This is a genomic window from Spirosoma utsteinense, from assembly GCF_014282275.1.
In the GTDB taxonomy this organism is placed as follows: Bacteria; Bacteroidota; Bacteroidia; order Cytophagales; family Spirosomataceae; genus Spirosoma; species Spirosoma utsteinense.
The window spans coordinates 53396-77990 of sequence record NZ_VFIA01000029.1 but is presented as its reverse complement, the minus strand read 5'-3'; the positions used below and the strand labels follow the sequence as shown (position 1 = coordinate 77990).

The 24595-nt window shown below is 53.0% G+C and carries 18 protein-coding genes; 5 read left to right on the top strand and 13 right to left on the bottom strand.

Annotated features, from left to right (window positions below):
• Window positions 1-742 precede the first annotated feature (742 nt).
• The 4 genes from FH603_RS20255 to FH603_RS20240 form a co-directional block, all read right to left on the bottom strand.
• Window positions 743-1252, bottom strand: a complete 510-nt coding sequence (locus FH603_RS20255; protein ID WP_186739522.1) for a hypothetical protein — start codon at window positions 1250-1252, stop codon at window positions 743-745.
• Window positions 1253-1359: 107 nt separating this feature from the next.
• A complete protein-coding gene (locus FH603_RS20250; protein ID WP_186739521.1) occupies window positions 1360-1704 on the bottom strand; it encodes a carboxymuconolactone decarboxylase family protein in 345 nt (114 codons plus the stop codon).
• 464 nt (window positions 1705-2168) lie between these two features.
• On the bottom strand, window positions 2169-2309 hold the full coding sequence (locus tag FH603_RS20245) for a hypothetical protein (RefSeq protein ID WP_186739520.1): 141 nt from the start codon (window positions 2307-2309) through the stop codon (window positions 2169-2171).
• Entirely contained in the window at window positions 2306-4867 is a 2562-nt protein-coding gene (locus FH603_RS20240) for a GH116 family glycosyl-hydrolase (protein ID WP_186739519.1), read from the bottom strand. Before FH603_RS20240 ends, FH603_RS20245 begins: the two co-directional genes overlap by 4 nt.
• Before the next feature lie 210 nt (window positions 4868-5077).
• Between FH603_RS20240 and bshA the strand changes: the two genes are divergently transcribed.
• From bshA to FH603_RS20225, 3 genes are all read left to right on the top strand, one after another.
• Window positions 5078-6217: an N-acetyl-alpha-D-glucosaminyl L-malate synthase BshA gene (bshA, locus tag FH603_RS20235; RefSeq protein WP_186739525.1), complete on the top strand. Its 1140-nt coding sequence runs from the start codon at window positions 5078-5080 to the stop codon at window positions 6215-6217.
• A 62-nt stretch (window positions 6218-6279) separates the two neighbouring features.
• Window positions 6280-7617 (top strand): NAD(P)/FAD-dependent oxidoreductase, encoded by a 1338-nt coding sequence (locus tag FH603_RS20230; RefSeq protein WP_186739518.1) that lies wholly within the window; start codon window positions 6280-6282, stop codon window positions 7615-7617.
• An 85-nt stretch (window positions 7618-7702) separates the two neighbouring features.
• Window positions 7703-8350 carry a sterol desaturase family protein gene (locus tag FH603_RS20225; RefSeq protein WP_186739517.1) on the top strand — a complete coding sequence of 216 codons (648 nt, stop codon included), beginning with the start codon at window positions 7703-7705 and terminating at the stop codon, window positions 8348-8350.
• 105 nt (window positions 8351-8455) lie between these two features.
• On the opposite strand, the gene FH603_RS20220 is transcribed toward FH603_RS20225, so the two are convergent.
• The 7 genes from FH603_RS20220 to FH603_RS20190 form a co-directional block, all read right to left on the bottom strand.
• Complete coding sequence (locus FH603_RS20220; RefSeq protein WP_186739516.1) at window positions 8456-9505, bottom strand: glycoside hydrolase family 43 protein; 1050 nt, start codon at window positions 9503-9505, stop codon at window positions 8456-8458.
• 106 nt (window positions 9506-9611) lie between these two features.
• Complete coding sequence (locus FH603_RS20215; protein WP_186739515.1) at window positions 9612-11135, bottom strand: RagB/SusD family nutrient uptake outer membrane protein; 1524 nt, start codon at window positions 11133-11135, stop codon at window positions 9612-9614.
• 23 nt (window positions 11136-11158) lie between these two features.
• A complete protein-coding gene (locus FH603_RS20210) occupies window positions 11159-14668 on the bottom strand; it encodes a SusC/RagA family TonB-linked outer membrane protein (protein ID WP_186739514.1) in 3510 nt (1169 codons plus the stop codon).
• Window positions 14669-14682: 14 nt separating this feature from the next.
• Window positions 14683-15738, bottom strand: coding sequence for a FecR family protein (locus FH603_RS20205; RefSeq protein WP_186739513.1), 1056 nt, complete (start codon window positions 15736-15738; stop codon window positions 14683-14685).
• A 175-nt stretch (window positions 15739-15913) separates the two neighbouring features.
• Complete coding sequence (locus tag FH603_RS20200; protein ID WP_186739512.1) at window positions 15914-16534, bottom strand: RNA polymerase sigma factor; 621 nt, start codon at window positions 16532-16534, stop codon at window positions 15914-15916.
• A 172-nt stretch (window positions 16535-16706) separates the two neighbouring features.
• Window positions 16707-17033 carry a nucleotide pyrophosphohydrolase gene (locus FH603_RS20195; RefSeq protein ID WP_186739511.1) on the bottom strand — a complete coding sequence of 109 codons (327 nt, stop codon included), beginning with the start codon at window positions 17031-17033 and terminating at the stop codon, window positions 16707-16709.
• 151 nt (window positions 17034-17184) lie between these two features.
• A complete protein-coding gene (locus FH603_RS20190; RefSeq protein WP_186739510.1) occupies window positions 17185-18423 on the bottom strand; it encodes a M16 family metallopeptidase in 1239 nt (412 codons plus the stop codon).
• A gap of 44 nt (window positions 18424-18467) precedes the next feature.
• Between FH603_RS20190 and FH603_RS20185 the strand changes: the two genes are divergently transcribed.
• A complete protein-coding gene (locus FH603_RS20185) occupies window positions 18468-19481 on the top strand; it encodes a glycosyltransferase family 9 protein (RefSeq protein ID WP_186739509.1) in 1014 nt (337 codons plus the stop codon).
• 28 nt (window positions 19482-19509) lie between these two features.
• Here FH603_RS20185 and FH603_RS20180 read toward each other — a convergent pair whose 3' ends face one another.
• Both FH603_RS20180 and FH603_RS20175 read right to left on the bottom strand, forming a co-directional pair.
• The gene (locus FH603_RS20180; RefSeq protein WP_186739508.1) at window positions 19510-20496 is read right to left on the bottom strand and encodes an NAD-dependent epimerase/dehydratase family protein; all 987 of its coding nucleotides are present in this window, start codon (window positions 20494-20496) and stop codon (window positions 19510-19512) included.
• A gap of 65 nt (window positions 20497-20561) precedes the next feature.
• Complete coding sequence (locus FH603_RS20175) at window positions 20562-20765, bottom strand: hypothetical protein (RefSeq protein ID WP_186739507.1); 204 nt, start codon at window positions 20763-20765, stop codon at window positions 20562-20564.
• A gap of 618 nt (window positions 20766-21383) precedes the next feature.
• On the opposite strand from FH603_RS20175, the gene FH603_RS20170 reads away from it, so the two are divergent.
• Complete coding sequence (locus FH603_RS20170) at window positions 21384-24557, top strand: SusC/RagA family TonB-linked outer membrane protein (RefSeq protein ID WP_186739506.1); 3174 nt, start codon at window positions 21384-21386, stop codon at window positions 24555-24557.
• Window positions 24558-24595: the final 38 nt, after the last annotated feature.

Sequence of the window (24595 nt, the reverse complement as noted above, 5' to 3'; positions counted from 1 at the left end):
TACGAGTACACGCTATCTTCTTCGGTTGGTTGGCTGCTTTTAGCCAACATTCAGATCATGTTGCAACGAATCAAACCAACACCCCCAATATAATTCCCCAACACCTTCTTAGGGTTGTCAGGACCTGGTTTAGTTCTTTACAGTCTTCTTGTTTATCACTTCTCTGAAGTGAAAGAAAAAAAGTTTTTGTGCGCTGTTGCTTTATTAATTGGTTTGCCTTGGACGCTATGTATGATGTACATGTCTGCCTCTAATATTGACTAATTACGGTAAAACTACCATTTTATATGAGCGACTTTTCTTGAAATACTTTCATTATATAACGTTATTTATATAATCTGTCTAAATAAAATACAATATTTAGTAGGTTTCTAAAGATAGCTTATTTTGTATTATTTGAACTCAATTGGCGTTAAGTTAAAATAACTGTTATGATGAAATTAGAATGGTACTTCTACGCATTTTTTGCCATGTATACCATCTATGTAGGGGTAAATTTTGTGTATGCATATAGAGAAAGCAAAAAAAGGTATAGTAACTACCAGTTTGAGGCTTCTTCTCGCTATTACCCTTTGCCTGATAGTGTATACACTCTTCACTAATAAAAAAATAAAAAAATTAACACTTCTCCATGCAGCCAGTTATAGCACCTTATTAAGGTATGTTGTATAACTAACTTTATGTTAAAAGAGTATTAAAAGAGAAAGGCCATTCCCTGTTAGGGAAATGGCCTACGAATATTTTAATTAGTTTTCGTGAACTCGATTGATACGCGAGCCACGTATTTTGGTAATTCTGACGTACCACTTGTGTAACTTGGGGGAGCAAAAATGTAAGAAGCCCAATTCGGTGATTTATCAGGTGGAAAAGGTGGCGCAAAAACGAGTTCGCTTCCCAACTGGTTATGCGGTTCAGTTGTATTTGTTTCTAACGTCAAATAGTATCCCTGTGGCTTTGTAAGCACATAGACTTTATTGTAGGTGGTATCTCTGGCAGGTGAGTAAAAGCCGTTGGCAGCAGCTTGTACTCTGACTCGTACTGTGTCGGGCGCAACTCGATCTATTTGCAGACTGATAGTCTTACCGTTGATTGGAAATGTTCTTGCACTATCGTAAGTCAAAAATTTATTAACCGTGTAAGTGCCAGATATAACTTTGGCTGCATCAGGGCCAAGTACCGGCTGAACGACTGGCGCATCGTGTTTACAGGCCGCACACAGAGTAAACCCCAAAATGATAAGTTGCTTTTTCATCCTGTTAAGTGTTTAGATAACTGTTAAAACCCTTTGGTCTCGTGAGTGTTCTGTAGTGCTGTTGTATAAGTGCAATTACGATAAGCTAGATCTAAAAGAGTGATTATTTAAACGGTAGGCGTGCTTGCCTCTTCGAAAAGACGCATGGCCATTAGACCCGTACCAACCGCACCACCGGCACGTAGGGCTGCCGCTATAAAAACGGTTTCGGCAATCTCTTCGCGGCTTGCACCCGCTTGGACCGCATTATTAATATGGGCTTCGATGCAATAGGTGCATTGAGTGGTCAGAGCCACCGCTACTGACATTAGCTCTCGGTACTTGATAGGAATGACGCCATCTTTTCGTTCGGCGGTATGCTTGAGGTTAAGGAATGCGGCAGCCTCTTTGGGAGCCGACTTAATCAGGATATCGGTATAAGCCCGGTCTTTAGGAGTTTGATATTCGGTCATTGTGTTTAGGAATAGGGTTAAATAGGCTGTTGTACAATCAACCATTGTGAAACGCATAAGCCATTTTCAGAGGTACTTTACTACCAGTTGATGAATACAATCTACATATATTCCCTTAACATAATTCTGGTCTTTCTTTTTCCCTTTTCAATGTACAATCTGCCCCCTCTGTATTGCTCCTGGCGGGGGTTGGATCTCGGAATAGTTCATTAACATAAGAAGTCATATGCAACTCGAGTGAGAATTGTACACGTTGAGGGGTGGTTATTGTTATGGGATAAAAGTGGTGTTAGATAAACTGCATAAATCGCATTTTTGGCGTATCATGAGCATCCGGATTTCAGTTTGATAATTTGTACGATTTAAGGACACCAAAAGGGCGGCTTGCTTGATTCTTGAAGTTGTTCTTCTTTAGAAAAGAACGATTACTGGACAAGTTGTTGGCTGGCTTCCCATCGAATGAACTAACAACCCAGAATAGGAACGGCCACTTTAGCGAATGAACCAGACTGGTTAGAACTGGTCTGTTCATTGAGGTACAGACCTGAAGAGGTTGATGGACTTGCTTCAGGCGAAGCAGATGCGTTGACTGTATGGATTGTCATTCAGTTAAAACAACGTTGAAGTGATCGTTCTCCCCCAACTGGTGGGCTGCCACCGACCGGGTGCCAACGGTCAGGGTTTTGAGCAGTAAGTTGCCGTGGAGAACGGTGAGGTCAACCAGCAGTTTAGCTCCCTTTTTTTGCTTGGTACAGGTGCCCCAGGCGTAGCCGTTCGACCAGAAGTAGGTCCCTTCACGGTCGTTGACCTCCATAATCTGGCTGACGGCCGAGTAGTGAAAACCGCTGAAGGCCAGTCCGGCGGCCCAGCTTACCATGGCGCGGGCGTAGTGGTGGCCACACTCGGCCTCGTCGAAGGGATTACGTTTGCTGCCGTTGTACCGGTCGCGGATGTTGCGAATGCAGCGCAGGCCCGGCTCCTGCTGGTTTTCGTAGAGCATGCCAATAGCTGCCGTGTACTCGAAGCCCGTCATCACCTCGGAGAAATACGGGAATGGCACTTTGGGTCGTCCTTTTGGCCAGCTGGCCATGAGCAGGGCTGCTTCGTCACCCATGGCGTAGGAGCGCATGTTGTTGAAATGGTCGGTCAGCGAGGCCCGGTAGTTGTATTTCATAATGGACTGGAGGGTCGTCTGTACGTGCTGTGGTTTAACCAGGTAACCCAGTCCGCATACGTGCGCCATGAACTGTCCCACCAACTGATCGACCAGGCACCCTTTGGCGAGCTGGTAGGCTGGGTCTTCCTGCTGGATTTTATTGAAGCCCGAGAATGTTCCTTTGGCCAGCAGATGCCCCGCCGGCGGAATGACCTGCTGTTCGTAATAGGAGCCGTTGAACAGGTTGGCGTCGGTCCAGACGCTGCCTTTGGTAAAAATCTGGTCGCATCGGTCGGCGAAGGCGGGGTCGTTCTGCGCTTTTGCCATGGCCGAGGCCGCTTTCAGCGCCCCCAGATACCAGAGCTGCATCTGCGGATTTGGCCCGAAATACTCAACGTCCATGGTGTTGTGCTGCGCGCCTTCCATGACGCCGTCCTGGTCGGCATCCCACCCGCCCGGTATCCAGGCAAAGGCCAGCGCCTGTTTGATGTGCGCCCAGTTTCGGGTCAGAAACGCCGTATCGCCGGAGAGCTGCCAGTCCCGATAGGCTTTCATGATCGTACCCATCTGCCCGTCGGCGGCTGCCACTCCTCCGCCGGAACCCGGTTGTAAGGGCAGGTTCACCCGGAAACTCATCAGGCCTGTTGTGTCCAGGGCGTAGTTAAACTCCACATCGCGCATGGTTTTGGCCAGTTCGCCAAACAGAAACGGGGTGGCCTGCTCGTAGTTCCAGACGTGGGTGCAGGACCCATGACACGAGCCTACATTGTCCATCACGCCTTCCCAGCCAAACATTCGGCCATCCTCGGCGCGAAAGACGGTTTGAGAGCGGAGGGTACTTAAGTTGAACAGGGCGGCCTCTTTTACCTCGTCGGGAAAGTTGCTCTGCAGGTAAGCGGTCACGAAAGTGAGGGTTTTCTTCTCCAGCGCAGGCAGCTGCGGCACAATCCGGGTGGCTGCATCCCAGGCATCGCTATAGCGCCGGGTGTAGTAATTGCCGACCCGCTCCCGCGACCAGGCAAACCGGTTAGGAAAGTGCCAGGTCAGGAAGAACGTAAACGATTCGGTTTGTTTCGGGCCGATTTTTTTCTGAACCGCCAGCGACGCCATGGGGTCTTCGTCGGCCGGTTTGGCTTTCTCCACCAGCCGCCCATCGTCGCTGAAGTCATCCCAGAAATCGAGCAGGGCGTTTTCCCAGGCGTTATTCACCGACGAGGTGCGGTAACTGATTCCCCGGGGCTCGTTGGTTGTCAGAGCTACGGTTCCCCAGGCGGGGTCTGCTTTGTCGACGCCTTCGGAGTCCATATAAATGCCGCTGAATCCCTGGCCCTGCCGAAACTGATTCCGGTTCCGGCTTGCCCCCTGCGGTTCAAGTTCTCCTTTCCACGAACGGTTGGTTTTGCTACCGTCGCGCCCGATAAAGTTGTGCATAGACCCGCAAACCGATACGGTCAGCGGTCGGTCGGTGGTGTTGGTTACCTCATAGGTGAGCACAGCGCAGGGGAGGCCACTGGCCTCGGCGTCGGCCGGAACCAGGGGATTGAACCCCTTTATCCGCACCGAAACGGGCATTGTTTTATCCGACAGGCTTACCTGTCCGAAGGGATAGGCGGTTTCAAATTGAGCATTGGCAAAGCGCGGCAGGCCGTGGTGGTCGACTGGCCGACCTTCCATGTGCTGGTATTCGTGGGATTCGAGCGGGCCGATCAGGGCTTTGGTTACCTTTTTCTCCAGCACGTTGATGGCGAAAAAAGGAGCCGTGTTGCCCATCAGGACCGTGCTGTACCCTTTGGCCGGTCGGTTCATGATTTCCCAGTCCTGCAACTGCCCGCGACCGCCGAGCGAAACGGTGCCAGTACCAATGCCGCCCAGGGGCAGCGCAATGCGGGTGAGATGCTGCTGATCGTAGCGTTTGAGTACGGGCCAGAGCTGGGGTTTCCAGGGCGCTGGCTGTGGCTGAGCCTGGAGACCGGATGCAACTAAAAGTAGCAGGATCGCTTTTCTCATAGACGTAGTGGGTAAGGCCGATACGGTATCTGATTCCGTAAAGGGGTACCCGCCTTACTTCCTACTTTCTGATTGTCAATCAGACAATTCCTGCGCATTTTCCTGCCGGCCCTTTTGAATCCCGGGTCGTTTTGTGCGTTCTCAGGGATTCTTTTTGCTTTCGTTTGTTGTTCAGGTACAAACCGTTCCAGGCCCATGAGGGCTATCCGCATGAAAATTGGCATTGTGTGTTACCCAACCTTTGGGGGAAGTGGCGTTGTGGCCACGGAACTCGGTAAGGCGCTGGCCAATAATGGCCACCAGATTCACTTCATTACCTATCAACAACCGCCCCGACTCGATTTCTTCAGCGAGAACGTATTCTACCACGAAGTAAATATACCGTCTTACCCCCTCTTTCAGTATGCGCCCTACGAGTCGGCCCTGGCCAGTGCCATGGTCAACGTCGTACTGAATGAGAACGTCGATTTACTACACGTTCACTACGCTATTCCGCACGCGTCGGCGGCCTACATGGCTAAAATGATTCTGCGCTCGCGGGGCCGCCATGTTCCGGTGGTTACCACGCTCCACGGCACCGATATTACGCTGGTAGGGAAAGATGCTTCCTACGAACCCGTGGTTACGTTCAGTATCAACGAATCGGATGGTGTAACGGCGGTATCCGAGAACCTGCGGCAGGATACCTACGCGCATTTCAACGTGCATCGGGAAATTGAAGTTATCCCCAATTTTATCGACCTGAGCCGCTTCAGCCGACAAAAGAAAGAGCATTTCAAAAAGGCAATTTGCCCCAATGGCGAAAAACTTATCGTACACACCTCCAACTTTCGGCGGGTCAAGCGTATCGATGATGCCGTCATGATGTTCTATCATATCCAGCAACAGATTCCGGCCAAGTTCCTGCTCGTGGGCGATGGTCCCGAACGGGCGCGTATTGAGCGGCTCGTCCGCGAACTGGGTATCTATGACCAGGTTCGGTTCCTGGGTAAGCTGGATGCGGTCGAAGAAGTGCTGTCGGTAGCCGATCTGTTCGTGATGCCTTCCGAGAATGAAAGCTTCGGTCTGGCTGCACTGGAGGCACTCGCCTGCGAAGTGCCGCTGATCACGTCAAACGCCGGCGGACTGCCCGAACTGAACCTACAGGGGGTTACCGGTTTCTTAAGTCCTGTTGGCGACGTAGACGATATGGTCAAAAATGCGTTGTATGTATTAGATGATGAACACTTGCCGCTATTTAAGGAAAACGCATTGAAGCGGGCCAAAGAATTTGAGTTATCGCGCATCCTGCCACTCTACGAAAACCACTATGAACGGGTCCTGCAGGAGACAAGGCCCCTAGTTTCGTAAAGACGACAGTGGGTTGCGTCGGCTAACGCAGATTCCTGCATCCGTGCAAAAAAACAAAGTCTATGAACCCAAACATACCCCAAACGGATAGAAAGCGCGTCGTGATCGTTGGCGCGGGATTCGGTGGCCTGCAGTTAGCCCGCAAACTATCGACCCGGAAAGAATTTCAGGTAGTGCTCATCAACCGGCATAACTACCACGAGTTTCAGCCCTTATATTACCAGGTGGCCACGGCGGGTCTTGAAGCAAACTCTATACTGTTTCCGTTGCGGGCCGTGTTTGGCAATTGTAAGAACGTTCATATCCGGGTCACTGATGTTACCGGCGTTCGCCCCACCGACAAGACCGTCGACACCGAGCTGGGACCTGTACCATACGACTACCTCGTCATCGCAACCGGTGCAGATACCAATTTTTTCAATCAGCAGAATATCATCGAGAAGGCGCTGCCGATGAAATCCGTTTCGGAGGCCATTGCGCTCCGCAACCGGATGCTGCAGAATTTCGAAGACGCGCTGAGTGTCGAAACGGCCGACGAACGGGAAGGACTTATGGATGTCGTGGTGGTGGGTGGTGGTCCAACGGGGGTTGAACTGTGTGGTACGCTGGCCGAAATGCGCAGAACCGTACTGCCCCGCGACTATCCCGAGCTGGACTTCACGATGATGGATATCTCCCTGATCGAGTCGGGGGGTGAGTTGCTGGGCCCCATGTCGGTCCAGTCGCAAACCCACTCGCTCGAATACCTGCAGGAACTGGGCGTAAACGTTCGGCTCAACACCCGCGTGAAGGATTTCGACGGCCGCACCGTAACCATGGTCGACGGATCGACGATTCGGTCGAACAACGTGATCTGGGCGGCTGGCGTAAAGGCAAACCCGCTGGCGGGCCTTCCGGCGGAGGTACTGGGTCGGGGTGGTCGTATTCTGGTAGACCGCTACAATCAGGTACAGGGCTTCACCGATATTTTTGCCATTGGTGACGTAGCCCTGATGACTGAAGAAAAATGGCCTAATGGTCACCCGCAGATCGCGCAGCCCGCCATTCAGCAGGGTAAGCTACTGGCCAGGAATCTGCTGCGATGGGTACAGAACGAACCGCCTGTGGAATTTACATACCGTGATCTGGGAAGTATGGCTACTATTGGACGTGGTTTGGCCGTCGTTGACTTGCCTTTTTTTAAGTTTCAGGGATTTTTCGCGTGGCTGACGTGGTTGTTTGTTCACCTGATGTCGATTGTTGGCGTTAAGAACCGGCTGGCGATCTTCACAAACTGGATGTTCAACTACCTGACGTATAACAACTCGTTACGATTGATCATCCGTCAGAAAATGCCTCAGGGCAACCTGGATGCTATGCAGAAGAAACTCTCCGATCAAATGGAGGTAGTTAAAACATAGTCAACCTTATTTACTATATACGGGCGAATGGATTTGTTTTCGTCTTAATTTTGTCCCAACATCGCTTATCAACGTATCCTTCATTATGGAATCGACTACCGACAAACTGCAAACCATGGCTGGCCACGGCAAAACCCGGCCCAAGAATAGCGGTACCAAACAACTGTTCGACAACCCGATCTTAGAAGCGCTTTCGCGCACCCACATCCTGATTCCCATCTCGATGTGGCTGGTCTTATCGGTGTTTCTGGGCTGGTACGCGTTCACGTATACCGATATGGCTACGGGCACTATAGCCACGCTATTTTTGGTTGGCCTGCTGGTATTCTCGCTCTTCGAGTATGTACTGCACCGGTATTTATATCACCTGGCACCAACAACGCCCAAGCGGGCTAAGATCCAGTACACGTTCCACGGTATTCACCATGAGTACCCAAAGGACAAAACCCGGCTGGCTATGCCACCGGCACTGGCTATTTTCGTCGCCGGGGCCTTCTTCGGCCTGTTCTTTCTGCTGATGGGCGAAGCGGCCTACGCCTTCTTTCCCGGCTTCCTGGTAGGGTATTCAGGCTATCTGGCGGTTCACTTTATCGTCCACGCCTACGCTCCGCCCAAGAACTTCTTCAAACAACTGTGGGTCAATCACAGCGTTCACCATTACAAAAACCCGGAAAGCAATTACGGCGTATCCTCCCCCTTCTGGGATTACGTGTTTAAGTCGTTCCAAAAGTAAGTAACGCGGACTTCAGTCCGCATCGGAAAGCCGAAGGCCAGGTTGTAGTTGCTCATTGCTTCTACAACCTGGCCTTCGGCTTTCCGATGCGGACTGAAGTCCGCGTTACTCGCCGGCCGGTCGCTTCAGCAGTGTGGTTAAAGATGCTGGCGTACCGAAATCCGGAGACCCGTCTGCTTTCCAGGTGAAAGGCTGCATCCGAATCGAACGGAAGTCGCCACAGCCCTGACCGGGTGCTGCGTTAGCATGGTAAATAATCCAGTTCTCTGCACCATTCGGGGTTGTAAAAAAACCATTGTGGCCCACGCCATAGGTGCCGCTCGAAGCATACGGTCCAAATACAGGCGTTGCCGATTTTGTCCATGCCGCCGGGTTGAGCAGGTTCGCCGTCGTGTCAGCTGCGAGCTGGCCTAGCGCATACTGGTCGGTACCGCAAAAGCTGGCTGAGTAGATAACGAATACCCGGTTGTTGTGAACCAGAAATTCCGGTCCTTCATTCACCCCAAACCCCTGTTTTTCCCAGTCATATGTCGGTGCCGACAGCCTGACGCGGGGCCCTTCGGCGGTGTACGGATTCGTTAGTTTGCAGATGTAGACGTTTTGGGAACCACCCAGATCATTCTCCCAACCCGACCAGGCGTAATAAAGCTGTCCGTTAAGTTGCAGCACGGTACCGTCGATAGCCCATTTGTTGTCAGGCAGGTTCAACTGGCCCCTGTCTACCCAGGTTCCCGTTGTGGGGTCTGCCGACTCATTTTCGAGTACAAACATGCGGTGGGTAGCGTCGACGCCATTATTGTCGGCGGCATAGTATAGATACCATTTTCCGCCGATGTTATGTAGTTCGGGAGCCCAGATATCCCGCGAGTTAGGGCCGGTGGCGGGCGGAGTCCAGACTGTAACCGGACGCGCTGCACGCAGGCGGCTCATGGCTGCGGTTTTGTAGATACGCAGGCTGTTGGGTGTGGTATGCATAACGTAATAAAATCCATCGCTGGCTATCACCCACGGATCGGGACCAACCGGCAGAACAGGATTCTGGAATTTTCCGACCGTGTCCACCGTCGTTACGGGTGGTGCGGGCGTTGGCGTAGCTGGATTTTTAGATTCGCAGCCAAAGAAAACGGCCAGTGAAAGCAACAGGAGGTATTTCATACGTTGAGAAAAAGTAAACACAGCAGAACGAAGACTAACCGCTGACAAAGAGGGTCACTCTATGAAACGCGCCGGGTCTTCGTTCCGCTGTGTTCAAACAAAACAATCAATAATTCGGGTTCTGAACCAGGTTGGGGTTCAGGTCGCGGTCGAGCTGAGGAATGGGCAGCAACTCACTTTTCCCCCGCACGAAGGTGGAGAAAGCCGGATCGCGGTTGGCTATTTCGGGACCCAGATCACCCCAGCGGGCAAGGTCATTCCAGCGCCAGCCTTCGCCCGACAGTTCGGTAACGCGTTCGTGCTTGAGCTGCGTCAGGAATTGTGCCTGGGTCAAGCCCGGCTTCGCGACCGACAGTCTGGCCAGGCCAGCCCGTTGCCGCACCTGATCGACATACGCATAAGCCTGCGTGGTTTTGCCCGTGGCGTTGAGCGCTTCGGCATACATCAGCAATACATCGGCATACCGGATGTAGCGCCAGTTGTTGGGCGAGCGGTACCCTTCCTCATTTTTCCAATGGTCGTTCTGGAACTTGCGGAACCAGACCCGCTTATTATCGGCACCATACCGTTGCAGGAACGTCTGGCCATAAATGGGGCTGAAAGCGGGCCCGCGAACATCGGTAGAGTCGAAGAGGAACGACGCTTCCAGCCGCGGATCGCGGGCACCGGTCGTGGTTCTTTCATTGAACTCGCGGGTGACCCAGCGCTGCGCTTCTCCATCCGACCAGCCAATCCCACTTGGCCCGAAGAACTGAGACACCGATGTGCCGTAGTTCTGGTTCGGGGTCTGGCTGTCGTCATCGGTGAATTCGGCGGGGTTGATCTGAAACTGCCATTCGAACACCGATTCCCGGTTGTTTTCCGTCGAGATCAGAAAGTTGTCCCGATAGTTTGGCACCAGCGCGTACACGCTTTTTCCTTCGCCGTCGGCCAGCCACTGCAAGGGCGTCAGAGCTTCGGTATATTTCTTTTGTTGCAGGTAAGCCCGGGCCAGGAGCCCATAAGCGGCCCCTTTGGTGGCGCGGCCCAAGTCGGCCGTGCTGTAGGTCGTTGGCAGGGCCGCAGCCGCTTCGTTCAGGTCGGTTTCGATCTGTGCCCAAACTTGAGCGATAGTGGCCGAAGTGGGTTTGTCGCCTACTACGGGTGTGTTCAGCACCAGCGGCACATTACCGAACAACGTTACCAGGTGGTAGTAATACATAGCCCTCAAAAACTTGGCTTCGCCCAGGTAACGCTGCTTCAGCGTAGCGTCCATGGTGATGGTTGACACATTGTCGATCACCTGATTGGCCCGGTTGACGCCAATGTAATTGTCGTTCCAGACGGCATACGCATTGCCGTAGTTATAGTCAATGATCAGGAATTGATCCATGTTATTGACTATATCCGTGGCCGGGCTTTGGCTGCGGCCCTCATCGGAACGGATAATATAATAGAAGGGCATCCAGCGCGAAATGCCGCCCCGGTGTGTGGTGCTATACACGGCATTGACGCCCGCCAGCGCGTCGGCATCGGTTTTCCAGAACGACTCCGTTGTCACCTGGTTGGGATTCACGATGGTCAGGTTCCGGTCGCATCCGGTCAGCGCCAGAGCGCCAGCCAGTGTCAACAGAATGAGTTTATCTTTCATAATCGGATTAATCAAAATGAGGGTTAAAATTCGCAGTTGACGCCAACGGAAACGACTCGGGGCGATGGCCAGTGGCCGTTATCGACTCCCCGTTCCTGAATGCCTGTGGTGCCGCCGGGCCCCGTTACGTCGGGGTCGAGACCGCTATACTGCGTGAACGTAAACAGGTTCTGACCGCTGACATACACCCGCGCACTTCGGATTGACAGGCGGCTAAGCAAGGCTTTAGGGAGAACGTAGCCAAGTTCTACGTTCCTTACCCGGACGTAGGAGGCATTTTCGAGCCAGCGGTCACTGGCCGCAAGGTTGTTGGAAATAATGCCCTGATCACCCGCTTCAAGGCCAATGCGTGGATCAGTCGTGTTGGTATTTGTGGTCGCCCAGGGGCTGACGTCCCGGCGGAAGTTGGTAAGCTGGTAGCTGTCCAGACTACGCCGTACATCGTTATAAACCGTGTAGCCAAACACACCCAGCATCTGCACATTCAGGCTGAACTGCTTGTAAGACGCGTTGAATTGAGCGCCGGTCTGTAGTTTCGGCCAGGGCGAGCTAACAAACTGGCGGTCGTTGTTAACGTCGATGACGCCGTCGCTATTGGTGTCGACATACCGGATATCGCCGGGTTTGGCGTTCGGCTGAATGAGCGTGCCGTCGCTCGATTTATAGTTATTGACTTCTTCCTGGTTTTGAAAGATACCGTTGGTCTTCAGCACGTACCACTGACCAACGGGATTTCCCACCTGCGAGCGCGTATTGCCGCTCACGATGTAGTTAACATCCTGGCCCTGGTTGCCAACATTTTCGATCCGGTTTTTGATAGTAGTGAAATTGCCGGACACATCCCATTTGAACGCGTTCTGGTTGTTACGATACGTGGCCGAGAACTCGATCCCCTGATTTCGGATAGAAGCCGTATTCACATACGGATTTCCCTGCAGGTTGCCTAAATAACCCGGCACAGACAGGTTCAGAATCGCATCTGACGACAACGAGTTGTAAACGTTGATCTCTGTTGAAATGCGGTTGTTCAGGAAGCTGGCTGTAACACCATAGTTTTGAGAAAGCCGCTGTTCCCAACGCAGGTCGGGGTTGGCCAGCTGCGCCTGGTAGCCCCCTACATTGGCGGTCTGGTCGACGCCAAAAATAGCGCGGGGGTTGTTGTTGATGAATGCCGTGTAAGGGAATGAACCCAGCGTCGGTACTACAATGCCAAGTTTGCCGTAAGACGCACTTACTTTCAGGTCAGAAATCCAGTCGACGTGGAAAAATGGTTCCTGACTGATGCGCCAGGCTCCCGCTACCGATGGGAAGAAACCCGTACGGAAGTTGGCCCCGAATCGTGAGTCCTGATCGACGCGGCCCGTTAGCGTAAGCAGGTATTTGTCATTGTATGCGTAGTTGAGTCGGCCCAGGTACCCCAGAATCCGGTAGTTCGTGGGTGTGCCACCTGCGGAGTTGGAAACGCCTGATGCCGCATCGATAGTCGTAAAATACTGACCACCCGATGTGGCGAGGTTCGTGCGCGAGCCCGTTGTGACGTCGCGCCGGGCGTCCTGCTGGCTGATGCCGACTACGCCGTTGAGGCTGTGAGCGCCAAACGTTTTGTTGAAGTTCACGGTATGCTCAAACAGCAGGCTGTAATAGCGGGACCGGTCCTCGCTCACTGAGCTGGGTACAACCGCTGCGTTATATTGGTAGACGCCAATTTGGCGCAGGTTCTGCGTGTAGTCGAAACTTGCTTCCAGGCCCGCATTGAATCGATACGTCAGCCAGTCGGCCAGTTTTACATCCAGAAAGGCATTACCTACCAGCTTGGCGTAGTTGTTTTTGTTGGTCGACAGTTGACGGGCTGCCACCGGGTTGAAGGCATAGGTTGTCGCGTCGGGATAAGTACCAATGCCATAGCCGCCGGGATTGGTGGCGCTGATGTAGCGCGGGTCCTGCACCGGAATGACGGGCAGCATAGTGGCCATATCATAAATTGGATTGATGCCGACGGGTGGATTCTGAATATTCGAGTTTGTCAGCAACGCGTTCTCGCCAAACGTAAACCGCCCGAACTGACTGCGGGTGTTGACGCGGAGACTGGCCCGGTCGAAGTTGCTGCCAATGACGTAGCCGGTGTTGTTGAAGTAACTGCCCGACACCAGATACGTACCGGTCTTGGTGCCGCCGGACAGTGTCAGGTTGTAATCCTGCAAACTACCCGTCCGCAGGGTTTGATCCTGCCAGTTGGTGTTGATGTTCGGGTCAAAGGTCCCCGTGGCTACGCTGGCGGGCGCTGGCTGTCCTGAATTCTGGTACTGCTGACGCTGCAGGGCGGCAAATTCAGGGGCTTCCATCACATCCCAGCGTTTGTATACCTGCTGAGCGCCGTACTTCGCCGAAAATGAGATTTTTACCGGTCCTTCTTTTCCCTGCTTGGTGGTGATAATAACGACGCCGTTAGCCGCCCGCGAGCCATAGATAGCGGCTGCCGAGGCATCTTTCAGCACTTGGATAGACTCGATATCGTCGTTGTTGATGGTCGGGTTGGCATCAGCAATCATGCCATCGATGATATAAAGCGGATCGGTGTTGAGAAAGCTGGCCACCCCCCGAATCTGAATCGACGCCTGCTGGCCGGGCACCCCGGTCCCGCGAACGGTAACGCCGGGCGACAAGCCCTGAATGGATTCGGCCAGTGAGTTCGCCGTGACTTTATTCGACTGGGTAGGGTTGATGACGTCCGTTGCGCCGGTCAGGTCTTTCTTGCGAACGCTCTGGTAGCCAATCACAACGATTTCGTCGAGCGTTCGGTTGTCGGGCACTAACTGGAGGGTAATGGTCGTCCGGTCGCCGATGGCTACTTCCTGACTGACATATCCTACGCTCGAAATGGTGAGTGTCGTAGCGGCATCGCTCACGTTCAGCACGAAATTACCGCTGGCATCGGTGGTTGTGCCGGTGCTGGTGCCTTTTTCAATGATATTGGCACCGGGCAGACCCTGGCCTGTTTCGTCCGTTATCTGTCCGGCAATGCGCCGGACCTGGGGCGCTTCGGCTGTCAGCTGGGTGGTTGGCTCGTTGAGCAAGCTAGCCGAAGCCCCACCTGTTGGATCATTAGCGGCTGGACCGCTAGTCGCCGGACCACCATCCATCGAACCGCCGACCGATGCTTTTTTCGTGGGGGCTGCCTGAATCACGATCAGGTTATCGTTCACCCGTCTGTAACGTAACCCCTGTGCTTCGATAAGTTGGGTCAGCACCTGGGTAAGCGAAAGCCCGCTCGTATTGACGTCCGTCTGGCGACCGGCCATCAACTGTTCATCATAGGCAAAGTTGACACTAAACTGTTTTTCTACGTCTGTAAGCGCTTTTTTCAGGGAACGCGACCGCTGGCGCATATCCGGCCCCGACTGCGGCCGGTAAGCGGTAGTATTCTCATACTGAGCGTGGGCGCGGGTCAGCAACTGGGCTACAACGGGCTGTGGCCGTATGTAGACCCCTGTTCCGACCAACAGCATAGAAAGGGTTATATACGTGTTTTTCATAGGAGAGTTATCAATTAGGGATTGTGTTGTAGAATAATTCGGTCACCATCGTGCTGTACGTCGAGGTCGAATGTGAGCGCGAGTGTCGTCAGTAAGGTTTCAGTGCTTTGATTGGATAAATTGCCGGTGAAGCGTCGGTTGCCTAGCTCGGCGTCTTCCAGCATAACGTTGATGCCGTAGGTGTCCCGCAGCTGCTGGGTTATATCGCTCAGTGCCGTGTTCTCAAAGACAAACTCGTGCTGGGTCCAGGATGTGTATAGCTGTGACTTTTCGGTCCGGATGGCTACTTTTTCGATGTCGGGCTGGGCCGAAGCAAACTGGCCCGGTTTCATTTCGACGATACGGTCAGGTCGGGTCTGGCCGGGTTTATTGAGTTGTACGCGGCCTTCTACGAGCATGACGGCTGTAGCACCCCGTCGGGTATTGACGTTGAACTGGGTACCCAGTACCGTAATGTCGAGTGCGGGCGTATGGGTAATGAACTTGATCGGGCTGGCTGATGACCGACCGGCACGATGCTTTTTGGCTACCTTGAAATAGCCTTCTCCATCGAGCCAGACCTCCCGATCTTGCTGCTGGTCCCAATCGTCACGGAAGGAGAGTGTCGAGTTTCCGTTGAGCAGTACTGTCGATCCATCGGGTAGGGTTACGGTTCGGTTTTCGCCAAAGGTGGTATGAATCTTTTGCTGGTGGGCTTGCTGCACATACCACGCCGAAGCGCCCGCCAGTAGCAGCAGGCCTGTCAGCGATGCGGCCATGCGCCAAAAGAATCCCGGCCGTCGGTATACCGGCAGCGGGCGAACCTCTGCGGGGGCGGGCTGCGCTGACACGGCCTGTTCGAGTACCTGCCAGATACGCTGCTGGCTGGCATAGGTGAGGTCGTCGTAGTTGGCGCGGAGGTGAAGCAGGAGGGAGGCTGCTTCATCGATGGTGATCTGCTGAGCCGGATTATTGAGCATGAACGTGTGCCAGAAGGTCATATTCTGCTCATTGGGCTGGAATACCCATTGGCGGAACGCTTCGTCCAGCACAAAGTCGCGGCTCGTAAACTCGTGGTAATGATTTTGCATCTGGTAGTAAAGCCCGTTTTACCACCAGAAGAACACTTTTCAATAAATTATCCCTCGGAAAGAGAAAAATTTTTAGGGGGAAAATGATAAAAAAGTCAGTGAGTTGATCAGTCGGTGAGTCAGTCAGTGAGTTGATCAGTCAGTGAGTTGATCAGTCAGTTACCGACTGATCAACTCACTGACTAATTATGACCAGCAACGCCAGCAGATCAGCGGGCATTCGTTTCTGGAGGGCGGCAATGGCTTTGTAAATGACCTTGTAGGCCGATGTGGTTTCAATACCCATAATGCCGGCTATTTCGTCGTAGCTGAGGTTATCGAAAAACTTCAGGAACAGCGCTTCCTTCTGCCGGGCCGGCAACCGGTTAAGCTCGTGTAAAATGGCTTCGGAACGTTCTTTGCTGATCTGAGAATCGAGCCAGGTGGGCTCATACTGAAACTCAACTCTGAAGTCGATATCATGACCGTCGGCCAACCGGTGCTGTTCCATATGCCTACCCGTTAGTCGTGGCCCACTGGTAAGTTTACGGACAATCTCGCGCCGAAGTGAGCGCATAAGATAGAACTTGATGGAGTCGGTATGGCCAAGTCGCTCACGGGTTTCCAGAATGGTCAGGAATAGATCCTGAAGGCAATCTTCGGTCAACTGCCGATCCTGCGCGATCTTGTAACCGTAGTTATACAGGACAGGCGCGTACTTCGTATACATGAACGAGTAAGCGTCCTTGCTGCCCAGCAGAAAGTCATCCCATATTTGGGTATCAGACGCTTTTTGGTAGTTGAGTAGGCTGTCCACAGTCAGCGGAATACAAAATTTGTATGGTTAAAGCTACGAAATTTTGGCCGCAACTACCCTTCTTATCCTACCTATTTATTCAACTTGTTCTTTCTATACTGCTATTGTGCCTCGAACGTCGGCTGGTAGCTAGCAACGTTTCGGGTGTACCTGGCGAGCAGGGAGGGCGGTATTACGTCAATTTCTCGTTATTGAGGTGCCGAGTGGCGTCGCGGATATTTTTCTTCTCCAGATTTTTCTGAAAGGCTTCGGTCAGGTCGACGCCAGTCTGGTTGGCCAGGCAGATGAGTACCCAAAGTACGTCGGCCATTTCGTCGCCAAGGTCTTTATCCTTGTCCGATTCTTTCTCCGACTGCTCGCCATAGCGACGGGCCATAATGCGGGCCACCTCGCCAACTTCTTCCGTCAGCATGGCCATGTTGGTCAGTTCGTTGAAATACCGAACGCCAACGGTTTTTATCCAGTTGTCGACAGTCGTTTGGGCGTCTTGGATTGTCATGGGTCGTAAGTCGTCGTAGGGTCGTAAGTCGTAGCAGTCGTAAGTCGTAGTAGTCGTAAGTCGTAGTAGTCGTAAGTCGTAGTAGTCGTAAGTGGCTGGCGCAGGTTTGTTGCTGTCGCGTCAGCCACTTACGACCACTACGACTTCCTTACTACTTTTCTTCCGGTACAAACGTCAGCGAACTGAACTGATCTTCTACGAAGACATCCTGCGCCAGGGTTTGCAGCTCGCTGGAGGTAACCGCTTTGATATCGCTGAAAATATCGTTCAGCGCTTCTACCCGGTTGATATCGAGCAGACTCTTGGCCATCATCAGCATGAAGCTGTTGTTGCTTTCTTCGGCCATGGCCAGTTGCCCAATCAACTGCTCCTTGGTTTGGTGCAGCTGTAGCGTGGTCAGCGGCTGTTCGCGCAGGCGCTTCATTTCCTTCATGATGAGCGAATGCGCCTTGTCTACCTTCTTGGGATCGGTGCCGAAGTAAATGCCCAGAAAGCCAGTGTCCAGATAAGGCGTAAAGCTTGCGTCGATGGAATAGACCAGACCGTATTTCTCCCGCAGGTTCAGGTTCAGGCGCGAGTTCATACCCGGTCCGCCCAACAGGTTGACCAGCATGAAAAACGGTAGACGGCGGGGGTCGGTCAGGCCATAGGCTGGACGGCCAAGCGCACACTGGGCCTGTGTAATGGGCCGTTCTACCCGGGTGTGTTTGGCGACGTACTGGGTTGGTTTCTGCCGGGTACGATTGGTGTGCTGAGTGGGAACATCGCGAAAGTATTTCTCGGCCACTTTCACCACCTGCCTGAAGGGGAGGTTGCTGACGGAGGCAAACACGATACGCTCGGTGTCATAATTTTCAGCAATGAACCGTTGCAGGTCTTCGCGCCGGAACGAACTGACTGTCTCGGTCGTGCCAAGAATATTACCACCCAGGGCATGGTTCGGGAAGACCAGTTCGTCAAAATCGTCCTGAATGGCGTCTTCGGGCGAGTCGTAGTACATCGCCATCTCTTCCAGGATCACGTCGCGCTCCCGTTCGATTTGCTTCTCCGGAAAAATGGAATGAAACGTAATGTCGGCCAGGAGTTCGGCGGCCTTTTCGAAGTGAACGCCCAAGACAGACGCATGAAAACAAACTTTTTCTTTCGTAGTATAGGCGTTGAGTTCCCCCCCGATATTTTCTAGTCGGGTAATGATATGGTAGGATTTACGTTTCTCCGTACCTTTGAACGCCATGTGTTCCCAGAAATGGGCTAATCCCTGCTGATGTGGCTGTTCGTCACGGCTTCCGATATCGAGCATAATGCCACAGTGGGCAATCTGCGTGTGTGGTATTTGTTTGTGCGCAATGCGAATTCCGTTGGGCAGGGTATAAACTTCGTAATCTTCCATTCGATGCTAGTAACGCAGTCGACGACGACGCGCTTGGCTTACTGATGATAACCGCAACCAAACCGCCCCGGTTCCTGATAATTCAAACCGCTTTCATCGGTGATGTAATCCTGACAACGGCCCTGCTTGAGCAAATACGGGCTGTTCAGCCCGATGCCAGGCTGGATGTGCTGGTTCGTAAGGGTAACGAAAGTCTGTTGGCTGGCCATCCGCTGTTGAATGAGGTACTGACCTGGGACAAGAAAAACGCCAAATACCGGGATCTGTGGCGTATTCTAACCTTTGTCCGTGCCCAACAGTACGACGTCGTTCTGAATCTGCAACGGTTTGGTGCTACCGGTTTGCTAACGGCTCTGTCGAATGCCCGGCTGACGGTTGGGTTCGATAAAAACCCATTTTCGCGCTTCTTTACTTATCGTGTCGATCATCGGTATGAGCCCGGTGTTCATGAGGTTGACCGGAATGCGGGCCTGCTTGCCCCGCTGGGGGTGAAAGGCCCCCGAACCAGGCCCAAACTATACCCGTCATCAGACGACTATGCCGTTGCCAGGTCGTATCAGAACAAACCTTATGTGTGCATAGCCCCCACGACGGTTTGGTTTACGAAACAGTATCCACCCGAACGCTGGGCCGAACTGATCCAGGTCCTTCCCATCGATCTGACCGTTTATTTGCTGGGTGCTCCTACCGATCTGGCGCTTTGTGAAACCATCCGAACATTGTCGGGGCAGGAAGGTCGGGTAGTGAACCTGGCTGGCCGCATGAACCTGATGCGGTCTGCGGTTCTGCACGCCGGGGCCGTAATGAATTACGTTAATGACTCAGCGGCTTTGCACCTGTGTTCAGCCATGAACGCCCCTACGACAGCGGTTTTCTGCTCAACCGTTCCTCAATTTGGGTTTGGCCCGTTAGCCGATAAATCAAGGGTAGTTCAAACGCCGGAGCCGCTCAGTTGCAAGCCCTGCGGGGTGCATGGGCGAACGAGTTGCCCGCTGGAGCATTTCCGTTGCGCCTGGGGCATCCGGGTGTCTGATCTGAGTCTGGGCGACGTTCACTGATCGCTCCCTCCTCTACAACGGCGGGCGTTTAGACGTATCCCCGCTGCCTGAACCAGCTAAATGCTTCGGCTATAGCAGCCCGGATGGAGGTTTGGGGCAAGTTGAGTTCGTTGATTGCTTTGGTAACGTTAAAGTAATGACCATCGTTAGCTATGGCGGTCATGCTGGAATTGAGCGTGGTTTCCCTACCGGTAAACCGATGAACCAGATCACTTGTCCAGCCGATGGTGGTTGCCAGTAGTGGGGGCACCGGGGCCAGCGGGGCCCGGACATTCATGACCGATGCCATCAGGCGGAACGCTTCCCGGTAACTCAGGTTCTCGTTTCCCAGTATATATGATTCGCCAATACGACCCATGGTTAGTGCGTTCACGGTGGCTGTGGCTACATCGGCAACATGTACGTAATTTTTCCCTCCCATGGGAACACCCTTTAACTGCCGTCGGTAAAGTGCCAGCAGCAGTGCATTGGATGTGATCTTGTAGTCCAGTGGCCCGATCATGAACGTCGGATGTACCAGCACGGCCCTTAGTCCATCTTCCCGTACCGCGCGTAGCACCAGATCTGTGGCTACCCGTTTGCTGTCCATGTAATCGGAGCCGTAGCGTTCGCCCATATAGGGAGACAACTCATCGCCGGGTTTTTTTCGGCTGCCGAACCCGAAGACAGTAGCGGTACCAACATATACCAGCCGTTCTACTTTGGCCTGTACGGCTGCTGCCAGAACGGCTGCTGTTCCACTAATGTTGCAATCGACTACCTCGCTGGACCGGGCCGGATTAACCTGTGCCCGTGCGCCGGCATGGATCACATAGTCGCAGCCGTAAGTAGCCGCCCGTACATTGGCCGGATCGCGGAGGTCACCGGACCATATATCTACGGGTAAACCATCAAGCACCGTATGATCCGTATTGGGTCGTACGAAGGCCCGAACGGCATAACCCCGCTGGAGTAACTCCCGGCACAGATGACCACCCAGAAAACCGTTTGCACCCGTCAGTAGCACTGTTTTCATTTGTCAATTGTTGAGTTAGTCGGTCAGCTAATTAAAGGCTTGCCCGTTGGTTTTATTTCCTTATCCTATAGGTGGCAGGTCAGTATAAACGAAAAGGCATTGGTAAAAATCGTATCAAAAAGCTCCGCCGATAGCAATGTATAGTCCCGCAACCGATTTCCACTTCCTGCCAGCGATAACGCGTTGAAAGTGGCTATTTCGCCGGTCATACGTACGATATAACTGAGCGCTACGATTGCCTGGCGGTCTATTTTATGATACGTAGACACATCGATCATGTAACGGGCACGCTGGAAGTCAGTACCAATATTTTTGCTATGGCTTAACTAGGTTAGGTCGACTACAATACCTGTCGCTACTGGCACGTAATTAAATTTGGATTAAAGCAAGAAAAAATAGGGATTCTGTATTGTAATATATTTTGTTAAATGTTCATTTATAAAAATTTATTAAAAGCATTATTGAAAAATGCCAGAATAGTATTTGGATTTTAGGTTAATCACCTATATTTGAACTATTAATTAAGTACAACAAAGCATCTTCTTGTACTACATGCTCACTGGCCGCACTTGTGGAGCATGTAAGTGATGACTGGTTTGGTTGGTCCACCATAAGCAAACCGGTTAGGGTATTCGTCAGATCAGGTTAGTTAACCCGATGGTCAGGCGAAGACCATGAATGAATCGGATTGCCCGACGTCGGTCGGCGTAATCAACGTATACCTTATCTACTGTATTTATCTCTGTGTTCCACCCGCAGGCCGAAAGGCTGGCGAGGGCAATTGCATTGCGCCCGGTTGGTTCGGGCGGTTCGGATCGGGCGGCCAGTATTCGGCATCGCCCGGATGGCCGGGCGCAGGCAATTGTTCTAAAACCGACTGACAAATTATGCGAAAACAAGTACTGTTATATGTGTTGATCTGGTGTTGTACAGGGCTGGCAGCTTATGCGCAGACCCGCCAGCTGACCGGCACTGTCATATCGGCCGAAGAAGGGCCGCTCCCGGGTGTTAACGTTGTACTAAAAGGCACCTCGATCGGTACAACCACCGATGCAAAGGGTAAATACGTAATGAGCATCCCTAATGATGCCGCTATCCTGACATTCAGTTCTATCGGTTTTGCAACCGGCGAGGAAAAAGTAGGCAGCCGGTCTGTTCTGGACGTAACGATGGTGTCTGACATCCGGGCTCTCTCGGAAGTTGTCGTTACCGCCTTCGGGGTGAAAAAAGAAGTAAAATCGCTGGGCTACGGCGTTCAGGAAATCAAAGGCCAGCAACTGACCGAAGCGCGTGCTACCAACGTCGTCAATGGCCTGTCAGGCAAAGTGGCGGGCCTTCGGGTAAGCAGCAACGGTGGCCCCGGCAGTGGTTCCACGATTCAGATTCGGGGCGCATCGTCGGTGTCGGGCAACAACCAGCCGCTTGTCGTTATCGACGGAGTACCCATTCAACAAACATTCGACAAACAGTTTGGCTCTGGCCTGGCTGAAATCAACCCGGACAACATTCAGGAAATGACCGTCCTGAAAGGCCCGAACGCAGCGGCTCTTTACGGATCGCGGGCGGCCAACGGTGTCATTCTGGTAACCACCAAAACCGGCGCCGGGACCAAAGGGATCGGAGTCGAAATAAACACCAACACAACCTTCGAACGGCCCTGGGTAAAACCAAACTTCCAGAACACCTATGGCGGGGGCAATGGCTACCGGACCTGGTATAACGATGGCTGGAGCGGCTCCATCACCGACCCCCTTGAAATCAGTCAGTACCGGGCCGCCTACGGTCCGAACGCACCCCTCAACGGGACAGAGGGAACGGACGAAAGCTGGGGGGCACCCATGGACGGACGGCTGGTACGGCAATGGTATACCGGTAAAGAAGTGGCTCCTCTAACGCCCCAACCCAATAACTATGATGAGTACTGGGCCACGGGAAAAACCTTCACCAACAACATTGCCCTGTCGGGCGGCAATGACAAGGGTAACTTCCGGATGAGCATCGGGCGGCTGGATCAGCAGGGGATCATGTATTACAATGACTTCCACCGCAACAACTTCAAATTTAACTCTGGCTACAACTTCACCCCCAAGCTGAACGTGATGCTGTCGGCTGAGTACATCAAATCGGGTTCTACAAACCGTGGCTACACAGAAGGCCAGCAGTTTATCTGGTCGCACCGGCACGTATCGTGGGATCAGTTACGGAACTACGAAGCGTATCAGGACATCAGCATCAACCGCGCCGTTCCCGGCAAACCTGCCGATACCGATCCACCAAACTGGCAGCACACGTTTTTTACCAACCCCTATTTTACCCAGAAGGAGCTTCCTTTTGGCAACGACAAAGACCGGTTGGTGGGCAACATAGCGCTGAACTACAAGATTCTGCCGTCGCTGAGCCTGCTGCTGCGCTCCGGAACCGACGTCTGGACCGATACAAGGATCAACGTCCTGAACTTCGAGCGTGTCCGGAATGGTAACACCACGCCCGGCTCGTATTCGGAAGAGATACTTCGTCGTCAGGAGAGCAACAGTGATTTTATCTTCACCTTCAACAAGAATATCACCAGCGATTTCTCTCTCAACGCGCAGGCAGGTGGCATTAGCCGCTCCAACTATTACAAGCGGAACTTCCTGCGGGTAGGCCAGCTGGTGGTTGATGGCGTGTACAATGCCGGCAATGCCAACCCGAGCCAGAACACGGCCGAGAGTGCCATTGAAAAGTCACAGGTGAACAGTGCCTTCGGATCGGTTGAGCTGGGCTGGCGCAATGCCTTGTTCCTGAACGGAACGGCCCGTAACGACTGGTCGTCGACGCTGCCTGCCGAAGCGCGGTCTTACTTCTACCCATCGGTGTCGGTGAGCGCGGTGTTGTCCGAACTGTTCAACGTACAGAGTTCGGTGTTATCGTTTGCCAAAGTGCGGGCCAGCTGGGCGCAGGTGGGTAACGATGCCGATCCGTACCAACTGCTCCAAACCTTCCGGGCCAATGGTTCCTGGAATGGCTCTGTACCGGAATTTTTCGAGAACAAAAAAATCGCCAACTCCGGCCTGAAGCCTGAAATCACGACAGGTACCGAATTAGGTCTGGACCTGCGCTTTCTGAAAGGCCGCATCGGGCTCGACATAACGTACTATGATCAGCTGTCACGCAACCAGATACTGGGTGTCGAAATCTCGAAAGCCAGCGGCTACGATTCCCGGATTCTGAATGCGGGTAAGATCTCTAACAAAGGGATGGAGATCGTATTAACGGGTTCGCCGGTTCGTCTCAATGGATTCACCTGGGAAACGACCCTTAACTTCTCCCGCAACCGCAACAAGGTGCTCGAGCTGGCCGAAGGGCTGACAACCTACGTGCTCTACAGCCGTCAGGGTCTGAATTCGGAGGCTCGTGTTGGGCAGCCATATGGCACGCTATACGGTATTGGCTTTGAGCACGCGCCCGACGGGCAGGTAATTTACGGCGCCAACGGCTATCCGGTCGTTTCGTCGACACCCCGGGCGTTGGGCAATATCCAGCCGAAATGGACGGGTGGCTGGCAGAATTCATTCAGCTACAAAGGTATCGTGGTGTCGGCCCTTGTCGATATCCGGTCGGGTGGCAATCTGTTCGATGAAGGCACCGGTACCGCCCGCTGGACAGGTCAGTATGCCGAAACGGGCATTGGTCGGGAGGAAGGGATTATTGGTAAGGGTGTCGTAAAGGTTGGAACGGTTGAGCAGCCAACCTACATACCCAACACAACGATTGTACCGGCCAGCGCGCTTTATGGGTACAACAACCCCCGCCGGTATCATGAAGCCGCTATTTTCGATGCGAGCTACGTCAAACTACGGGAGGTAACGCTGGGCTACCAGATTCCGCCCGCCCTGCTGAGCCGAATCAAGGTTCGCTCGGCAAAGATTTCGCTTGTTGGTCGTAACGTGCTGATGCTGTTCAAAAACACGCCCCATATCGACCCGGAGGCCGACCGTTTCGGGTCTAACTCGCAGGGCTTTGCTTACGGTGAATTACCAAGCAGCCGGAGCATGGGCGTGAACCTGAATCTCTCCTTCTAATTGAGTTTTCTGCAACCCTGCCAGTGGCCTGACAAGGC

Excerpts from the sequence above, each read along its gene's own strand:
- FH603_RS20255 (WP_186739522.1), bottom strand. The coding sequence starts at position 1,252 with ATGAAAAAGCAACTTATCATTTTGGGGTTTACTCTGTGTGCGGCCTGT.
- FH603_RS20250 (WP_186739521.1), bottom strand. The coding sequence starts at position 1,704 with ATGACCGAATATCAAACTCCTAAAGACCGGGCTTATACCGATATCCTG.
- FH603_RS20245 (WP_186739520.1), bottom strand. The coding sequence starts at position 2,309 with ATGACAATCCATACAGTCAACGCATCTGCTTCGCCTGAAGCAAGTCCA.
- FH603_RS20240 (WP_186739519.1), bottom strand. The coding sequence starts at position 4,867 with ATGAGAAAAGCGATCCTGCTACTTTTAGTTGCATCCGGTCTCCAGGCT.
- bshA (WP_186739525.1), top strand. The coding sequence starts at position 5,078 with ATGAAAATTGGCATTGTGTGTTACCCAACCTTTGGGGGAAGTGGCGTT.
- FH603_RS20230 (WP_186739518.1), top strand. The coding sequence starts at position 6,280 with ATGAACCCAAACATACCCCAAACGGATAGAAAGCGCGTCGTGATCGTT.
- FH603_RS20225 (WP_186739517.1), top strand. The coding sequence starts at position 7,703 with ATGGAATCGACTACCGACAAACTGCAAACCATGGCTGGCCACGGCAAA.
- FH603_RS20220 (WP_186739516.1), bottom strand. The coding sequence starts at position 9,505 with ATGAAATACCTCCTGTTGCTTTCACTGGCCGTTTTCTTTGGCTGCGAA.
- FH603_RS20215 (WP_186739515.1), bottom strand. The coding sequence starts at position 11,135 with ATGAAAGATAAACTCATTCTGTTGACACTGGCTGGCGCTCTGGCGCTG.
- FH603_RS20210 (WP_186739514.1), bottom strand. The coding sequence starts at position 14,668 with ATGAAAAACACGTATATAACCCTTTCTATGCTGTTGGTCGGAACAGGG.
- FH603_RS20205 (WP_186739513.1), bottom strand. The coding sequence starts at position 15,738 with ATGCAAAATCATTACCACGAGTTTACGAGCCGCGACTTTGTGCTGGAC.
- FH603_RS20195 (WP_186739511.1), bottom strand. The coding sequence starts at position 17,033 with ATGACAATCCAAGACGCCCAAACGACTGTCGACAACTGGATAAAAACC.
- FH603_RS20190 (WP_186739510.1), bottom strand. The coding sequence starts at position 18,423 with ATGGAAGATTACGAAGTTTATACCCTGCCCAACGGAATTCGCATTGCG.
- FH603_RS20185 (WP_186739509.1), top strand. The coding sequence starts at position 18,468 with ATGATAACCGCAACCAAACCGCCCCGGTTCCTGATAATTCAAACCGCT.
- FH603_RS20180 (WP_186739508.1), bottom strand. The coding sequence starts at position 20,496 with ATGAAAACAGTGCTACTGACGGGTGCAAACGGTTTTCTGGGTGGTCAT.
- FH603_RS20170 (WP_186739506.1), top strand. The coding sequence starts at position 21,384 with ATGCGAAAACAAGTACTGTTATATGTGTTGATCTGGTGTTGTACAGGG.